This is a genomic window from Kitasatospora sp. DSM 101779 (assembly GCF_025655475.1).
Taxonomy (GTDB): Bacteria; Actinomycetota; Actinomycetes; order Streptomycetales; family Streptomycetaceae; genus Kitasatospora.
The window spans coordinates 4,533,159-4,548,091 of the sequence record NZ_JAHTIK010000001.1; the positions used below are offsets into that span (position 1 = coordinate 4,533,159).

Sequence of the window (14,933 nt, forward strand, 5' to 3'; positions counted from 1 at the left end):
AAGCCCGTACCCGTGACCGTCGCCGCAGCCGCCCCGCCCGTCCGCGCCGCCGAGGCCCCCGCCCCGGAAGCGGCGCGCAGACCGGGCACCGGCCGGCTGCTGGCACTGGACGGCCTGCGCTTCCTGGCCGTCCTGCTGGTCGTCGTCTACCACTACGTCGCGTTCGGCTCCGACTGGGGCCGGCCGCGTGCGGAGCTCTTCCCGGTGCTCTACCGGCCCGCCGCCTACGGCTGGATGGGCGTCCAGCTGTTCTTCCTGATCAGCGGCTTCGTGATCTGCCTGAGCTGCTGGGGCCGCTCGCTCGCCGACTTCCTGAGCTCCCGGGTGGTGCGGCTGTTCCCGGCGTACTGGTTCGCGGTGCTGCTCACCACGGCGGTGCTCGCGGCCGTCCCGGGCGGCAGCCGCCCGCGGGCGACCCGGGACGTACTGACCAACCTGACGATGATGGAGTACCCGTTCGGGGCGCCCTACGTCGACGGCGTGTACTGGAGTCTCTGGGTCGAGGGCCGGTTCTACCTGATCTTCGCGGTGGTGGTGGCGCTCGGCCTCACCTACCGCCGGGTGCTCGCCTTCTGCCTGCTCTGGTGCGCCGCCGGGGTGCTCGCCATGGCCGCGCCCGGCGAGCAACTGCTGCAGGTGCTGGCGATGCCCGAGTACTGCTGGTTCTTCATCGGGGGCCTGGCCTTCTACCTGATCCGGCGGTTCGGCCCGGACCTGCTGCTCTGGCTGCTGGTCGGCTTCACCTTCCTGGCGGGCTGCCGGTCCGTGCTGCCCACCTACCGCTTCGTCGCCGCCCAGGCCGGTTACCCGGTGCCCGAGTGGGGCGTGGTCGCCCTGCTCGCGCTCTTCTACCTGCTGATGGCCGGCGTCGCCCTGGACTGGTTCCGTGCGGTCCAGTGGCGCTGGCTGGCCACCGCCGGCGCCGTCACCTACCCGCTGTACCTGCTGCACGAGTACATCGGCTGGGAGGTGATCGACGTCCTCGGGGGCAAGGTCGACCCCTGGCTGCTGGTCGGTGCGCTGCTGGTGGTGATGACCGTCGCATCCTGGCTGGTGCACCGCTTCGTCGAGCGGCCCGCCGCCCGCTGGCTCAAGCCCCGCCTGGCGGCCTCCTTCGCGAAGGTGCGCGGGGTGCCGGCGCCCGTCCCGCGCCCGTCGGCACATCGCCCGTCGGCCCAGGGCCCGTCCACCGGGTGCCCCACGACCGAGGAACCCGCCCGCACGGCGGCGGCCGGGCGGGACGCGCAGCCGGTCGGTGCCCTCGCCCCGACGGCCGCCCGCGGTGTCGGCGACGGGCGTTAGGCTCGTGGCGGACCCGGATGGCAGGCGGCCGGGGCGGACGGCAGGGAGTACGGCGTGAGCGTGTGGGACGACCTGGTCGGCCAGGATCGGGTGGTCGAGCAGCTGTCCGCGGCCGCCCGGGCGGCGCGGGCCACCGTCGCCGCCGGACGCACCGCGGGCGCACCGGCCGACCCCGGCGGCAACGCCTCGCTGATGACCCACGCCTGGCTGTTCACCGGCCCGCCCGGTGCCGGCCAGACCACCGCCGCCCGCGCCTTCGCCGCCGCCCTCCAGTGCACCAGCCCCGACCTCGAACTCGGCGGCACGCCCGGCTGCGGCTTCTGCGAGGGCTGCCACACCGTCCTCTCGGGCAGCCACGCCGACGTGAAGTACGTGCGCACCGACGGCCTCTCCATCGGCGTCGGCGACATGCGCGACCTCGTCCTGCGCGCTGCCAGCTATCCGACCGGCGGCCGCTGGTCGGTGATCCTCGTCGACGCCGCCCACCGGCTCACCGAGGCCGCGGCCAACGCCCTGCTCAAGGGCGTCGAGGAGCCCTCGCCGCGGACCGTCTGGCTGCTCTGCGCGCCCTCCGTCCAGGACGTGCTGCCCACCATCCGCTCCCGCTGCCGGCTGTTGGTGCTGCGCACGCCGTCCGCCGAGGCCGTCGCCGACATGCTGGTGCGCAGGGACGGCGTCGACCCGGGTCCCGCGCACGCCGCCGCCCTCGCCGGCCAGGGCGACATCGACCGCTCCCGCCGCCTCGCCGTCGACGAGCAGGCGCGCGCCCGGCGGGCCGAGGTGCTGCGCATTCCGCTGCAGGTCGCCGACGTCGGCGGCTGCCTCGCCGCCGCGCAGCGGCTGGTCGACACCGCGAAGGCCGACGCCGAGGCCCTCGCCGAGACCCAGGACGCCAAGGAGACCGACGACCTGAAGGCCGCGTACGGTGCCGCCGAGGGCAGCCGGGCACCGCGCGGCATGGCGGGGGCGGTCAAGGAACTGGAGAAGCGGCAGAAGAGCCGGGCTACCCGCACCCGCCGGGAGACCCTCAACACCGCGCTGCTCGACCTGCTCGGCTTCTACCGGGACGTCCTCGCCCTGCAGTTCGGCTCCGCCGGCCCGCTCGCCAACGAGGACCACCGGCAGGCCCTCGACCGGGTCGCCGCCGCCGGGCCCGCCGAGTCCACCCTGCGCCGTATCGAGGCCGTCCTCGCCTGCCGCGAGGCGCTCGACCGCAACGTCGACCCGCTGCTCGCCGTGGAGGCGATGACGCTCGCCCTCCGGGCCGGCTGAACCTCCCCGACCGGCCACCGGCGCCTGCCGGGTGACCCGGCGTCCGCTGCCGCCGAGCGCCCCGGCGGCTTCCGGGTGACGGCATGTCACCTCGCTCGTTCGAGTGAACGTCGGACGGCGCCCGCACGGCCCCCGCCGACCCGCGCGGCCCGTTGTGCACCCTGTGGACGGTCGGTCCGAAAGCCGTGGTCCGGCGACCGTGCTCGCTCCGAGGTGGTGCGCCCATGCCCCGTCCGCTCCTCGTCGTCGTATCCCTGCTCGCGGCCGCCGCAGCCGCCGCGGCCGGACTCCGGCTCGGCCGCTCCACCCTCGCCGGCTGGCGCGACCTCCGCTCCGCCCGCACCTACGGGCTCGCCGCCGAGCAGCGGCCGCTGCTGCTGCGCGCCGCCGCGGCCGTGTTCTGCCTGGTCTGCGCCGCCGTCCTCGCCGCCGCCGTGCTGCCCGGCCGCGCACCCGGCGCCTGGGGACGGTCGCAGCACAGCGGGGCCGAGTCGGCCTCCCGGCCCCCCGCGGCCCCCGGTCCCGCAGCGAGCTCCGGGTCCGCCGCACCACAGCCGGCCGCCGCACAGCCCCCCTCCGCCGCCGCCCACCCCGCGCCGCCCGCGGCCACCGCCTTCACCTCGATCGGGCAGCCGGCCGAGGGCGAGCTGATGGAGGGCGCCGTCCCCGGCCCCGACGGCCGGCCCCGCACCGTCCGGGTCTGGCTGCCCGCGCAGTACCGCACCGACCAGCAGGCCCGCTTCCCGGTGATCGTCCTGCACTCCGGCACCCCCCGGAAGACCGCCGACGCCGAACTGCCCGACCTCTTCGACGGCATCGCCTCCGCGGTGAAGCTCGGCCGCTCCCGGCCCTTCGTGGTGGTCGCCCCGGAGGCGCCCAGCGGCACCGAGCACCCCTGCGAGCTGGTCGCCGCCGCCCCGCAGGCCGTCGCCGACGACGCCGCGCTGCGCACCGCGGTGATCACCGCCTTCCGCACCATGTCCGCCGGCCCGGACAGCTGGGGCGTGCTCGGCGTCGAGGCCGGAGCACCCTGCGCGGCCGCCGCCGGCCTGGCCCGCCCCGACCTGTACGGCGCCGCCGCCGCGGTCTCCGGGCGGTACGACACCGCCGCACTCGCCGAGGCCTGCGCCGAGGCACCCGCCGGCACCGCCGGCCGGCTGCTGCTCGCCGCCGCCAAGGCCGACACCGCGGGCGTCGGTGACGCCCGGGCGCTGCAGGCCGCGCTCCACGGCGGCAAGGGCCCGGCCGCCCGCGCCGACGTCAGGGTCTCCGACATCGTGCAGGACTACACGCACGAGCGGGAGCGCCTGCGGCTGGTCCGGGTCGCCGTGCAGTACCTCGCCGAGAGCCTCGGCCGGGCCGGCTGAGCCCGTCGCCGTCGCCGGCACAGGGCAGGCCGAACCCGGCCGTCGCCCACTGGCCGATGAGCGCCTCCCACCCCGGTTGCCGCCCGCTGCCCGCCGGGCCGGAACCCGCCGGAGGGTGTCGGCACCGGGGTGCCCCGGGTGGCGACCTATACGCTGGGGGCGGCCCGGCGAGTGCCCCGCCGAGCCCGGGACCGGCCCGCGCACCGCACCGCCGTTCCGCGCCGTGCCGCGCCCGAGGGAGACCCACACCATGCGAGCCACCCGGCGGAACCGCCCCGCGACCGCCGTCCTGGCTGCCGCAGCCGCCTCGGCCGTGCTGCTGGCCGGCTGCTCCTCCGGAGGCTCGCCGGCGCCCAGCGACACCGGCACGTCCGGCGCCTCCGCGGGTGCCTCCCGGGCCGCGGCGAACGCCGCACCGCTGCAGCCGCTGCCCGAGCAGACCCCGGCCGCCCTGGCCGCCTACTACGCGCAGAAGCTCGACTGGAAGTCCTGCGACGGCGAGTTCGAATGCGCGCAGTTCAAGGTCCCGCTCGACTACGACCGGCCCGCCGGCGGGGACATCACCCTCGCCGCCGTGCGCAAGAAGGCCTCCGGCGGCGCCCAGCGGATCGGCTCCCTGCTGCTCAACCCCGGTGGACCCGGCGGCTCCGCCGTCGACTACCTGGAGGCCGTCGCCCGCGGCTACGACCCGCAGGTCCGCGCCGCCTACGACCTCGTCGGCCTCGACCCGCGCGGCGTCGGCCGCTCCGCCCCCGTCAGCTGCCTCTCGGGGGAGCGGATGGACGCCTACGCCGCCACCGACATCACCCCCGACGACCAGGCCGAGACCGACGCCCTGATCGCCGCCGACAAGGAGTTCGCCGAGGCCTGCAAGGCGAAGTCCGGGAACGTCCTCGGCCATGTCTCCACCGTCGAGGCCGCCCGCGACATGGACGTCCTGCGGGCCCTGGTCGGCGACGACAAGTTGCACTACCTGGGCAAGAGCTACGGCACCTTCCTCGGCGCGACCTACGCGGGCCTGTTCCCGGGCAAGGTCGGCCGGATGGTGCTCGACGGCGCGATGGACCCGTCGCTGGACGCCAGGGCCGGCAACCGCACCCAGGCCGGCGGCTTCGAGACCGCCTGGGCCGCCTTCGCCAAGGACTGCGCCAAGCGCGAGGACTGCCCGCTCGGCCACAGCGAGAAGGAGGTCGGCGAACGGCTCACCGCGCTGTTCCGGCAGATCGACGCCAAGCCGCTGCCGACCGACTCCACCCGCCCGCTCACCGAGGCCCAAGCCACCACCGGCGTCATCCAGGCGATGTACGCCGAGTTCCTCTGGCCGCAGCTGCGCACCGCGCTCACCGACGCGGTGGCCGGCGACGGCACCGCGCTGCTCGCTCTCTCCGACGAGTACTACGAACGCGCCGAGGACGGCAGCTACCCCAACCTGATGGCCGCCAACATGGCCGTCAACTGCCTCGACCTGCCCGCGCCGTTCACCGGCCCGGAGGAGGCCCGCGCCGCCGAGGCCGACTTCGCTGCGGCCTCCCCGCACTTCGGCCGCGACATGGCCTGGATGGCGCTCTCCTGCACCTACTGGCCGGACCGCCCGACCGGACAGCCGCACACCGTCCGCGCCGCCGGGTCCGCCCCGATCGTCGTCGTCGGCACCACCCGCGACCCGGCCACCCCGTACGCCTGGGCGCAGTCCCTGGCCGGCCAGCTGGAGTCCGGCCGGCTGATCACCTACGACGGCGACGGCCACACCGCGTACGGGCGGCGCAACACCTGCGTGGACGGCGCGGTCAACCGCTACCTGCTGGGCGGCGAGGCACCGGCGGACGGCACCCGCTGCGCCAAGTAGCGCCCCGGGCGTACGCCCTGTCCACCAGGTAATACCCGTACCTGGCTGACGGTGCTGGCGGATAGCATGGGGCGCCCCCACGTGTCCCGCCGTCCCGACAGGAGCACCCGTGCTCGGAGTCAACGACCTGGCGACGTACGTCCTCGGCGCCCTGGTCATCGTCCTGCTGCCCGGCCCGAACTCGCTGTACGTCCTGTCCGTCGCCGCCCGCAGGGGCGTCCGCACCGGCTACCGGGCCGCCGCGGGCGTCTTCCTCGGCGACTTCACCCTGATCAGCCTCACCGCGCTCGGCGCCTCCTCGCTGCTGGAGGCCAACCCGGCGGTCTTCGCCGTGGTGAAGTTCGGCGGCGCCGCCTACCTGCTGTGGATCGGCATCGGCATGATCCGGGCCGCCCGGCAGCTCTGGCTCGAACGGCGGGCCGCGGCCGACGCGATCGACGCGGTGGAGGCCGCCGAGGCGCTGCCGGAGAGCACCGAGAACCCGTTCCGCCGGGCGCTGGTGATCAGCCTGCTCAACCCGAAGGCCATCCTCTTCCTGCTGTCCTTCTTCACCCAGTTCGTGGACCCGTCCTACGGCATGCCGGCACTCTCCTTCGGCCTGCTCGGCGGCATCCTGCAGACCTTCAGCGTCCTCTACCTGTCCCTGCTGATCTTCGCCGGCACCACGCTCGCGACCGCCTTCCGCCGCCGCAAGCGCCTCTCCGCCGGGCTCACCAGCGGCGTCGCCCTGCTCTTCGCCGGCTTCGCCGCCAAGCTCGCCGTCTCCTCCGCCTGACCCCGGAGCCGGCCGCGGTGCGGACCACCTCCCGAAACTGTGTAGACTGGCCCGCGTTGCCGATGAGATCCTCGACCCGTCGGGGAGCCCCGGCAGCGGCGCCGCCTTAGCTCAGTTGGCCAGAGCAACGCACTCGTAATGCGTAGGTCGCGGGTTCGAATCCCGCAGGCGGCTCGGACGGAAGCCCAGGTTGCTCATCGAGCACCTGGGCTTCTGGCGTGTCAGGTGCAGAGCGCCGCAACGACACCGCCGCCCCGGACCTCACCGGCGGGGCCGGCGGTCCGGGGGCGGACGGGACGAAGAGGGGATCAGGCGGCGGCCAGGCGCTCCGCGGCGGCGTCGAGGCGGGCCAGGACGCGCTCGCGGCCGAGCAGCTCCATCGACTCGAACAGCGGCAGTCCGACGGTGCGGCCGGTGACGGCCACCCGGATCGGGGCCTGGGCCTTGCCGAGCTTGAGGCCGTGCTCGGTGCCGACCTTCTCCAGGAGGGTCTTGAGGTCCTCGGCGGCCCAGGGCGCCGAGGCGAGCCCCGCCCGGACGTCGCGGAGAAGCTCCGCGGCGCCCGCCTTCATCGCCTTCGCCCACGACGCCTCGTCGGCGACCGGCTCGTCGAGGAAGAGGAAGTCGACCTGTGCGGTGATCTCGGACAGCACCGCGATCCGGGTCTGCGCGAGCGGCGCGACCTTCTCGAACACGGCGGCGTCGAAGGCCTCCGGCCGCCACGGCGCGTGCGGCGCGGCCAGCCACGGCGCACAGGCCGCGGTGAACTGCTCCGCGCCCAGCGCCCGGATGTAGTCGCCGTTGAAGGCCGTCAGCTTTTTGATGTCGAAGAACGCCGAGGAGCTGTTGACGTTCTCCACGCGGAACAGCTGCTGCAGCTCCTCGAAGGGCAGGATCTCGCGGTCGTCGCCCGGCGCCCAGCCCAGCAGCATCAGGTAGTTGACCATCGCCTCGGGCAGGAAGCCCTCGGCGAGGTAGTCCTCCAGCGCCACCTTGTCGCGGCGCTTGGAGAGCTTCTGGCGCTTCTCGTTGACGATCACCGGCAGGTGCGCCCAGACCGGCGGCTGCGCACCGAGCGCCTCCCACAGCAGCTGCTGCTTGGGCGTGTTGGAGAGGTGCTCCTCGCCGCGGATCACCTGGGTGACGCCCTCGTCCAGGTCGTCGACCACGTTGGCGAGCAGGAAGACCGGGGTGCCGTCGCCACGGGCGATCACGAAGTCCTCGATGGCGCTGTTCGGGAAGGCCGGCTCGCCGCGGATCAGGTCCACGACGACGGTCTCGCCCTCGTCCGGGGTGCGGAAGCGCATCGCCCGGCCGGCCTCCCAGTCGAGGCCGCGGTCGCGGCAGAAGCCGTCGTAGCCCAACTGCTGCGAGCCGGTGCGCTCCTGGACCTGCTCGCGGGTGCAGTCGCAGTAGTAGGCCTTGCCGGCGGCGTGCAGCTGTCCGGCCGCCTCGCGGTGCCGGTCGGCGTTGTGCGACTGGAAGTAGGGGCCCTCGAAGGCCGGGTCGGACTCGTTGATGCCGATCGCGGAGAGGGCGTTGACGATCCCGTCGATCCACTCGGGCTTGTTGCGCGCCGCATCGGTGTCTTCGATGCGCAGGACGAAGGTGCCGCCGGACTGTCGCGCCACAGCCCAGTTGTAGAGGGCGGAACGAGCGCCGCCGACGTGGAACATGCCGGTCGGGGACGGTGCGAAACGGACGCGAACAGCGGGAGCAGACATGCCGCACAGCCTACCGAGCCGGGCGCCGCCCCCGCTTCCGCACCGACCGCCGCACCGACCGCCGCTCCGGCCGCCGCACCGGCCGCCGTCCCGGGGGTGTGCGCCCGCCGCCGCAGCGCGCCGCAGCACGGACGGCGTCCGGCCGCTCGCGGCCCGTCCTCTAGGATGGCGGGGTGACCGATGACACTCAGCAGGCCCCCGACCGCGGGCCGATCAGCCGCCCCGAACTGCCGACCGCCTACGCCCCGGCCGAGGTAGAGGGCGTGCTGTACGAGCGCTGGGTGGAGCGCGGTTACTTCACGGCGGACGCGAAGAGCGACAAGCCGGCGTACACCATCGTCATCCCGCCGCCGAACGTCACCGGTGCGCTGCACCTCGGCCACGCCTTCCAGCACACGCTGATGGACGCCCTCACCCGCCGCAAGCGGATGCAGGGCTTCGAGACGCTGTGGCTGCCCGGTATGGACCACGCCGGCATCGCCACCCAGAACAAGGTCGAGCAGCAGCTCGCCGAGTCCGGCCTCTCCCGCCACGACCTGGGTCGCGAGGCCTTCGTCGAGAAGGTCTGGGAGTGGAAGGAGAACTACGGCGGCCGGATCCTCGGCCAGATGCGCCGCCTCGGCGACGGCGTCGACTGGTCGCGCGAGCGCTTCACCATGGACGAGGGCCTGTCCCAGGCCGTCCAGACCATCTTCAAGAAGCTCTTCGACGACGGCCTGATCTACCGCGCCGAGCGCATCATCAACTGGTGCCCGCGCTGCCTCACCGCGCTCTCCGACATCGAGGTCGAGCACAAGGACCGCGACGGCGAGCTGGTCTCGATCCGCTACGGCGAGGGCGAGGACTCGGTGGTCGTCGCGACCACCCGCGCCGAGACGATGCTGGGCGACACCGCGGTCGCCGTCCACCCGGACGACGAGCGCTACAAGCACCTGGTCGGCCGGACCGTCAAGCTGCCGCTGACGGACCGCGAGATCCCGGTCGTCGCCGACGAGCACGTCGACCCGGAGTTCGGCACCGGCGCCGTCAAGGTGACCCCGGCGCACGACCCCAACGACTTCGCCATCGGCCAGCGCCACGGCCTGCCCAACGTGACCGTGATGGACGAGCGCGGTGTCATCACCGTGCACGGCCCCTTCCTCGGCCTGGACCGCTTCGAGGCCCGCTCGGCCGTGGTCGGCGCGCTCCGCGAGCAGGGCCGGATCGTCGCCGAGAAGCGCCCGTACGAGCACTCGGTCGGGCACTGCTCGCGCTGCCACACCGTGGTCGAGCCGCGGCTGTCGCTGCAGTGGTGGGTCAAGGTCGGGCCGCTGGCGCAGGCCGCCGGCGACGCGGTCCGCGACGGCCGGGTCGAGATCCACCCGAAGGAGCTGGAGCGCCGCTACTTCGACTGGGTCGACAACATGTACGACTGGTGCATCTCGCGCCAGCTCTGGTGGGGCCACCGGATCCCGGTCTGGTACGGCCCGGACGGCGAGGTCGTCTGCGTGGGACCGGACGAGCAGCCGCCGACCGGCGAGGGCTGGCACCAGGACCCGGACGTCCTGGACACCTGGTTCTCCTCGGGCCTGTGGCCGTTCTCCACGCTCGGCTGGCCGGAGAAGACCGCCGACCTCGAGAAGTTCTACCCGACCGACGTCCTGCTGACCGGCCACGACATCATCTTCTTCTGGGTCGCCCGGATGATGATGTTCGGCCTGTACGCGATGGACGGCCAGGCGCCGTTCAAGACGGTCGCCCTGACCGGTCTGGTCCGCGACGAGTTCGGCAAGAAGATGTCGAAGTCGTCCGGCACCGCCGTCGACCCGCTGGACTGGATGGACGCCTACGGCGCAGACGCCGTCCGCTTCACCCTGGCCCGCGGCGCCAACCCCGGCGCCGACGTGCCGATCGGCGAGGACTGGGTCAAGGGCTCCCGGAACTTCTGCAACAAGATCTGGAACGCCACCCGCTTCGCGCTGATGAACGGCGCCACCGTCGAGGGCCCGCTGCCGGCTGCCGAGGAGCTGACCTCGGTCGACCGCTGGATCCTCTCGCGCCTCAACGCGACCGTGGCCGAGGTCGACGCGCTGTACGACGACTACGAGTTCGCCAAGGTCTCGGACGCGCTCTACCACTTCGCGTGGGACGAGGTCTTCGACTGGTACGTCGAGCTCTCCAAGACCACCCTCGCCAGGGGCGGCGCACAGGCCGACGCGGCCCGCCGGGTCCTCGGCGAGGTCCTGGACCTCACCCTGCGCCTGCTGCACCCGGTGGTCCCGTTCGTCACCGACACCCTGTGGACCACCCTCACCGGAGCCGAGTCGCTGGTGGTCACCGAGTGGCCGAAGGACTCCGGCTTCCGCGACGCGGAGGCCGAGGCCGAGATCGCCACCCTGCAGCAGGTGGTCACCGAGGTCCGCCGCTTCCGCTCGGACCAGGGCCTGCAGCCCGCGCAGCGCGTCCCCGCGCAGCTCGAGCTGGCCGGCACCGTGCTCGGTGTCCACGAGGACGCGATCCGCTCGCTGCTGCGCCTGACCGTGCCGGAGGCCGGCTTCGCCGCCACCGCCGTGCTGCCGGTCGCCGGCGCGACGGTCTCGCTGGACCTGTCCGGCACGATCGACGTCGCGGCGGAGCGCAAGCGCCTCGCCAAGGACCTCGCCGCGGCGGAGAAGGAGAAGGCGCAGACCACCGCCAAGCTCGGCAACGAGGCCTTCCTCGCGAAGGCCCCGGACGAGGTGGTCGCCAAGATCCGCGGCCGCCTGGAGGCCGCCGAGGCCGACATCGCCCGGATCACCGCCCAGCTGGCCGGCCTGCCCCAGGCCTGACCGGCCGGTCCCGGCACGGACGACGACGGAGGGCCGCACCCGCGCGACGGGTGCGGCCCTTTCGCATGTCCGTTCCCTCAGCCCGCTGAGACTCCTCAGGCGAGGGCCGGCCTCATCCGCCGGGCCAGCCACTTGCCGAGCTCCCAGAGCACCAGCAGGGCCAGCGGCGCCAGCAGTGCCCAGCCGAACTGCTGGACGCTGATCCGGGTGGTGCCCAGGATGCGGCGGAAGCCGTCCATCTGCGTGACCATCACGGCCAGCACGAACTCGCCGAGGGCGGCCCAGTTCATCTGCTTGCTGTCGAAGGTCGTGGTGCTGAACACCGAGGCCGTCTCGCTGCGGCACTCGAAGGCCGCGACGATCAGGCAGAGCGAGAAGGCCGTGAAGGCGATCGAGCTTCCGGTGTTCACGTCGTCGTAGCGGGACTCGCCGAGCTTGATCAGCGAGAGCAGGAAGACGGTGATGGCGAGGCCGCTCAGCCCCACCGTGACCATCACCGGCCGGGTCAGCACCGACTCCCCGCGCGGCCGAGGCGTCCGCTGCATCAGCCCCGGGCTCTCCTGGTCGAAGCCGAGCGCGAAGCCGAACGGCGCGTTCACCACGAAGTGGATCCACAGCACCTGCGGCGGCGGGAAGGGCTCGCCGCTCGCGATGTTGAAGATCGTCGCGCCGAGGAAGGTCAGCACGAAGGTGACCAGCAGCAGGAGCACGAAGCGGATGTACTTGGTGAGGTTGTCGTAGAGCTTCCGGCCCTCCGCCACCGCGTAGACGATGGTGGCGAAGTTGTCGTCGGAGAGGATCATCCGGCTGGCGTTCTTCGCCACGTCGGTGCCGCTGCCCATGGCGATGCCGATGTCGGCGGCCTTGATCGCCGGTGCGTCGTTGACGCCGTCGCCGGTCATCGCGACGACGGCGCCCTTCTTCTTGAGCGTGTTGGCCAGCAGTACCTTGTGTTCGGGCGCGACCCGGCCGACCACCCCGATGGTGTCGATCCGCTCCATCTGCTCCTGCTCCGACATGGCGGCGAAGTCCGCGCCGAGCACGGCCTCGCCCTCGATGCCGAGCTGCCGGGCGATGGCCGCGCCCGTGGTGACGTCGTCGCCGGTCACCATCCGGACCCGGATGTGGGCGGCCTGCGCCTCGGCGACCGCCGCCTTCGACTCCTCGCGCGGCGGGTCCACCATGCCGACCAGGCTGGTCATCTGCAGATCGGTGACCAGGGAGAGCAGGTCGCCCCCCGGGTCGAAGTGCGCCGGGTCGATGTCGCGGACGGCGGCGGCCATCACCCGGCGGCCCTCGCCGCCCATCCGCTCGGTGGCCGCCTGGGCCCGCCGGGCGAGCTCGCCGTCCCAGGGGACGGTGGTGCCGGCCGAGAGAGCGGTGGCGGCCCGGCCCATCACCGCCGGGGCGGCGCCCTTGACGAAGCACCGGACGACGGGCCGGCCCATGGCGTCCGTCGCCGAGTTGAAGGTCGCCATCAGCTTGTAGCCCGGGTCGAAGGGCAGCGTGGCGAGCCGCGGGTAGCGCTCCCGGGTGGCCTCGATGTCCAGGCCGGCCTTGTGGCCGAGCACGAGCAGCGCGCCCTCGGTGGGGTCGCCGACCACCCGTCCGTCCACCAGCTTGGCGTCGCTGGCGACCAGGTAGGGGAGCACGGCGTCCTCGACGCCGGCCGAGGTGCCGGCGGCGTGGTGGATCCGGCCCTCCAGGCCGTAGCCGGTGCCGGAGACGGTGTAGCGGTCGGTCGGGCTGAGCACCTCCACCGCCGTCATCTGGTTCATCGTCAGGGTGCCGGTCTTGTCGGAGTTGATCGCCGAGGTGAAGCCCAGCGTCTCGACCGAGGGCAGCTCCTTCACGATCGCGTGGCGCTTCGCCAGGTTGAGGCTGCCGACCGAGAGGATCACCTGGGAGACCGTCGGCAGCGCCTCGGGGATGGCCGCGATGGCCAGCGAGACGGCGCTGACGAAGAGGGCGTCCCAGGCCTGGTCGCGGCTGCGGCCGAGCGCGAACATCACGATCATGGTCAGACCGGCCGCCCCGGCGATCCACAGGGTGAGGGTGTTGAGCTCCCGGTCGAGCGGCGACTGCTCCTTCTCGGTGGCCGAGAGCAGACCGGAGATCTTGCCGAGCTCGGTGCCGGCGCCGGTGCCGGTGACGACCAGCAGCCCGCTGCCGTGCGTCACCGGGGTGTTCATGAACGCCATGTTCGACTGCTCGCCGGGCGCTAGCCGTTCGCCGGTCAGCGTGCCCGCGTCCTTGGCCGCGGGGACGCTCTCGCCGGTGAGCGCCGACTCGTCGATCTGCAGAGCGCTCGCCTCGACGATCCGCCCGTCCGCGGGGACCTGGTCGCCGGCCGAGATCAGCACGATGTCCCCGACGACCAGTTGCTCGGCGGGGATCTCCGACTCGGTGCCGTCCCGGCGGACCCGCGCGGTGGCCTTCATCATCGACTTCAGCGCGTTCATCGCGCTCTCGGCCTTGCCCTCCTGGCGCAGGCCCACCACGGCGTTCAGCAGCGTCAGCAGGACCAGCAGGATCCCGGTGCTCCACTGCTTGATGGCCAGGGAGACCACCGCGGCGGCCACCAGGATGATCTGCATGTAGCTGCGGTACTGGTCGAGGAACCGCCGCCAGGTCGGCTTCGGCTTCTCCTCGGGCAGCGCGTTCGGGCCGTCTGCGGCGAGCCGCTCGGCCGCCCGGGCGGCGCTCAGGCCGACGGCCGGGTCGACGCCGAAGGCGGCCAGCGCCTCCGCCGGCGGCCGCGCGTACCAGCTCGGCGCGGGCGCACCCGCCGCCGGATCGGCCTGTTGCGTCATCGGCTCCCCTTCTTCTTCCGCCTCTTGCCCTTCCCGTGCTCCGCCTCGTACGGGTCGGCCTCGGCGCCGGGCGGGGCCTCGGCCTCCAGGTCGCGCCGGACGAGGAGCAGCTGCTTGCGGGCCTCGGCGCCGAGAGACGGGTACTGCGGGTCGATCTCCGCGAGGGTGTGCACCAGGACGGCGGCCGCGCAGATCCGCGCGAACCACTTGCGGTCGGCCGGCACCACGTACCAGGGCGCCCACGGGGTGCTGGTCGCGGAGAGCATCTCGGAGAAGGCCAGCTGGTAGTCGTCCCAGTAGCGGCGCTCCCGGACGTCGGCAGCGGAGAACTTCCAGTTCTTCTCCGGCAGGTCGATCCGCTTCAGGAAGCGGATCCGCTGTTCCTCCCGGGAGAGGTTGAGGAAGATCTTGACCACCTTGAAGCCGTTGTCGGTGAGGTGGTGCTCCCAGCGGTTGATGTCGCGGTAGCGGCGCTCCCAGACGTCCGGCCCTCGGGCGGCCTCGGGCAGCCGCTGCCGCTCCAGGTGCTCCGGGTGGACCCGCACCACGAGGACCTCCTCGTAGTGCGAGCGGTTGAAGATGCCGATCTCGCCGCGGCCGGGCAGCCGGAGGTTGTAGCGCCACAGGTAGTCGTGGTCGAGCTCCTCGGCAGAGGGCACCTTGAAGCTGCTGACCTTCACGCCCTGCGGGTTCACCCCGCTCATGACGTGGCGGATCGTGCCGTCCTTGCCGCCGGCGTCGAGGGCCTGGAGGCAGAGCAGTACGCCGTAGGTGTCCTGGGCGGCGAGCCGGTCCTGGTACTCGGCGAGCAGTTCGACGCCGGTGCGCAGCAGTTCCGCGCCGTCCCGCTTCTTCAGGTGGGCCCGGTAGCGGGGGTCGAAGTCGCGGGCGAGGTCGACCTCCGACCCGGGCTTCACGCGCAGTGGCGCGATGAACCGTGCGATGGTCTCGGCTCGGTCGTCCGCCATGCCCGGGCCCCTTCCGCCGGCCCGCCCCGGGCGGAGGCGGGAGTCATCTGCCACGCTCC

General features: G+C 73.3%; 9 protein-coding genes and 1 tRNA gene. 7 read left to right on the forward strand and 3 right to left on the reverse strand.

What is annotated here, in order from left to right; genetic code table 11:
• Window positions 1-12 precede the first annotated feature (12 nt).
• The 6 genes from KSNIM_RS20680 to KSNIM_RS20705 all read left to right on the forward strand — a co-directional run bounded on the left by KSNIM_RS20680 (window position 13) and on the right by KSNIM_RS20705 (window position 6,736).
• Window positions 13-1,302: an acyltransferase family protein gene (locus KSNIM_RS20680; protein WP_263104682.1), complete on the forward strand. Its 1,290-nt coding sequence runs from the start codon at window positions 13-15 to the stop codon at window positions 1,300-1,302.
• A gap of 54 nt (window positions 1,303-1,356) precedes the next feature.
• Entirely contained in the window at window positions 1,357-2,574 is a 1,218-nt protein-coding gene (locus tag KSNIM_RS20685) for a DNA polymerase III subunit delta' (RefSeq protein ID WP_263104683.1), read from the forward strand.
• A 224-nt stretch (window positions 2,575-2,798) separates the two neighbouring features.
• On the forward strand, window positions 2,799-3,941 hold the full coding sequence (locus KSNIM_RS20690) for a hypothetical protein (protein WP_263104684.1): 1,143 nt from the start codon (window positions 2,799-2,801) through the stop codon (window positions 3,939-3,941).
• A gap of 250 nt (window positions 3,942-4,191) precedes the next feature.
• A complete protein-coding gene (locus tag KSNIM_RS20695) occupies window positions 4,192-5,787 on the forward strand; it encodes an alpha/beta hydrolase (protein WP_263104685.1) in 1,596 nt (531 codons plus the stop codon).
• A gap of 109 nt (window positions 5,788-5,896) precedes the next feature.
• A complete protein-coding gene (gene leuE / locus KSNIM_RS20700) occupies window positions 5,897-6,562 on the forward strand; it encodes a leucine efflux protein LeuE (protein ID WP_263104686.1) in 666 nt (221 codons plus the stop codon).
• Between the two features lie 100 nt (window positions 6,563-6,662).
• Window positions 6,663-6,736, forward strand: a tRNA-Thr gene (locus KSNIM_RS20705).
• A 134-nt stretch (window positions 6,737-6,870) separates the two neighbouring features.
• Here KSNIM_RS20705 and gltX read toward each other — a convergent pair.
• Window positions 6,871-8,238, reverse strand: a complete 1,368-nt coding sequence (gltX, locus tag KSNIM_RS20710; protein ID WP_263108040.1) for a glutamate--tRNA ligase — start codon at window positions 8,236-8,238, stop codon at window positions 6,871-6,873.
• A gap of 221 nt (window positions 8,239-8,459) precedes the next feature.
• Here gltX and KSNIM_RS20715 point away from each other — a divergent pair, with 221 nt between their 5' ends.
• Entirely contained in the window at window positions 8,460-11,093 is a 2,634-nt protein-coding gene (locus KSNIM_RS20715; protein WP_263104687.1) for a valine--tRNA ligase, read from the forward strand.
• A 95-nt stretch (window positions 11,094-11,188) separates the two neighbouring features.
• Here the strand turns inward: KSNIM_RS20715 and KSNIM_RS20720 are convergent, their stop codons facing one another.
• Window positions 11,189-13,906, reverse strand: coding sequence for a cation-translocating P-type ATPase (locus KSNIM_RS20720; RefSeq protein ID WP_263104688.1), 2,718 nt, complete (start codon window positions 13,904-13,906; stop codon window positions 11,189-11,191).
• Window positions 13,903-14,874, reverse strand: coding sequence for a polyphosphate kinase 2 family protein (locus KSNIM_RS20725; RefSeq protein WP_263104689.1), 972 nt, complete (start codon window positions 14,872-14,874; stop codon window positions 13,903-13,905). The genes KSNIM_RS20720 and KSNIM_RS20725 overlap by 4 nt, the downstream gene beginning before the upstream one ends.
• Window positions 14,875-14,933: the final 59 nt, after the last annotated feature.

What these genes read in the sequence shown, in the direction of transcription:
- KSNIM_RS20690 (WP_263104684.1), top strand. Translation starts at nt 2,799, where the DNA reads ATGCCCCGTCCGCTCCTCGTCGTCGTATCCCTGCTCGCGGCCGCCGCA.
- KSNIM_RS20695 (WP_263104685.1), top strand. Translation starts at nt 4,192, where the DNA reads ATGCGAGCCACCCGGCGGAACCGCCCCGCGACCGCCGTCCTGGCTGCC.
- gltX (WP_263108040.1), bottom strand. Translation starts at nt 8,238, where the DNA reads ATGTTCCACGTCGGCGGCGCTCGTTCCGCCCTCTACAACTGGGCTGTG.
- KSNIM_RS20720 (WP_263104688.1), bottom strand. Translation starts at nt 13,906, where the DNA reads ATGACGCAACAGGCCGATCCGGCGGCGGGTGCGCCCGCGCCGAGCTGG.
- KSNIM_RS20725 (WP_263104689.1), bottom strand. Translation starts at nt 14,874, where the DNA reads ATGGCGGACGACCGAGCCGAGACCATCGCACGGTTCATCGCGCCACTG.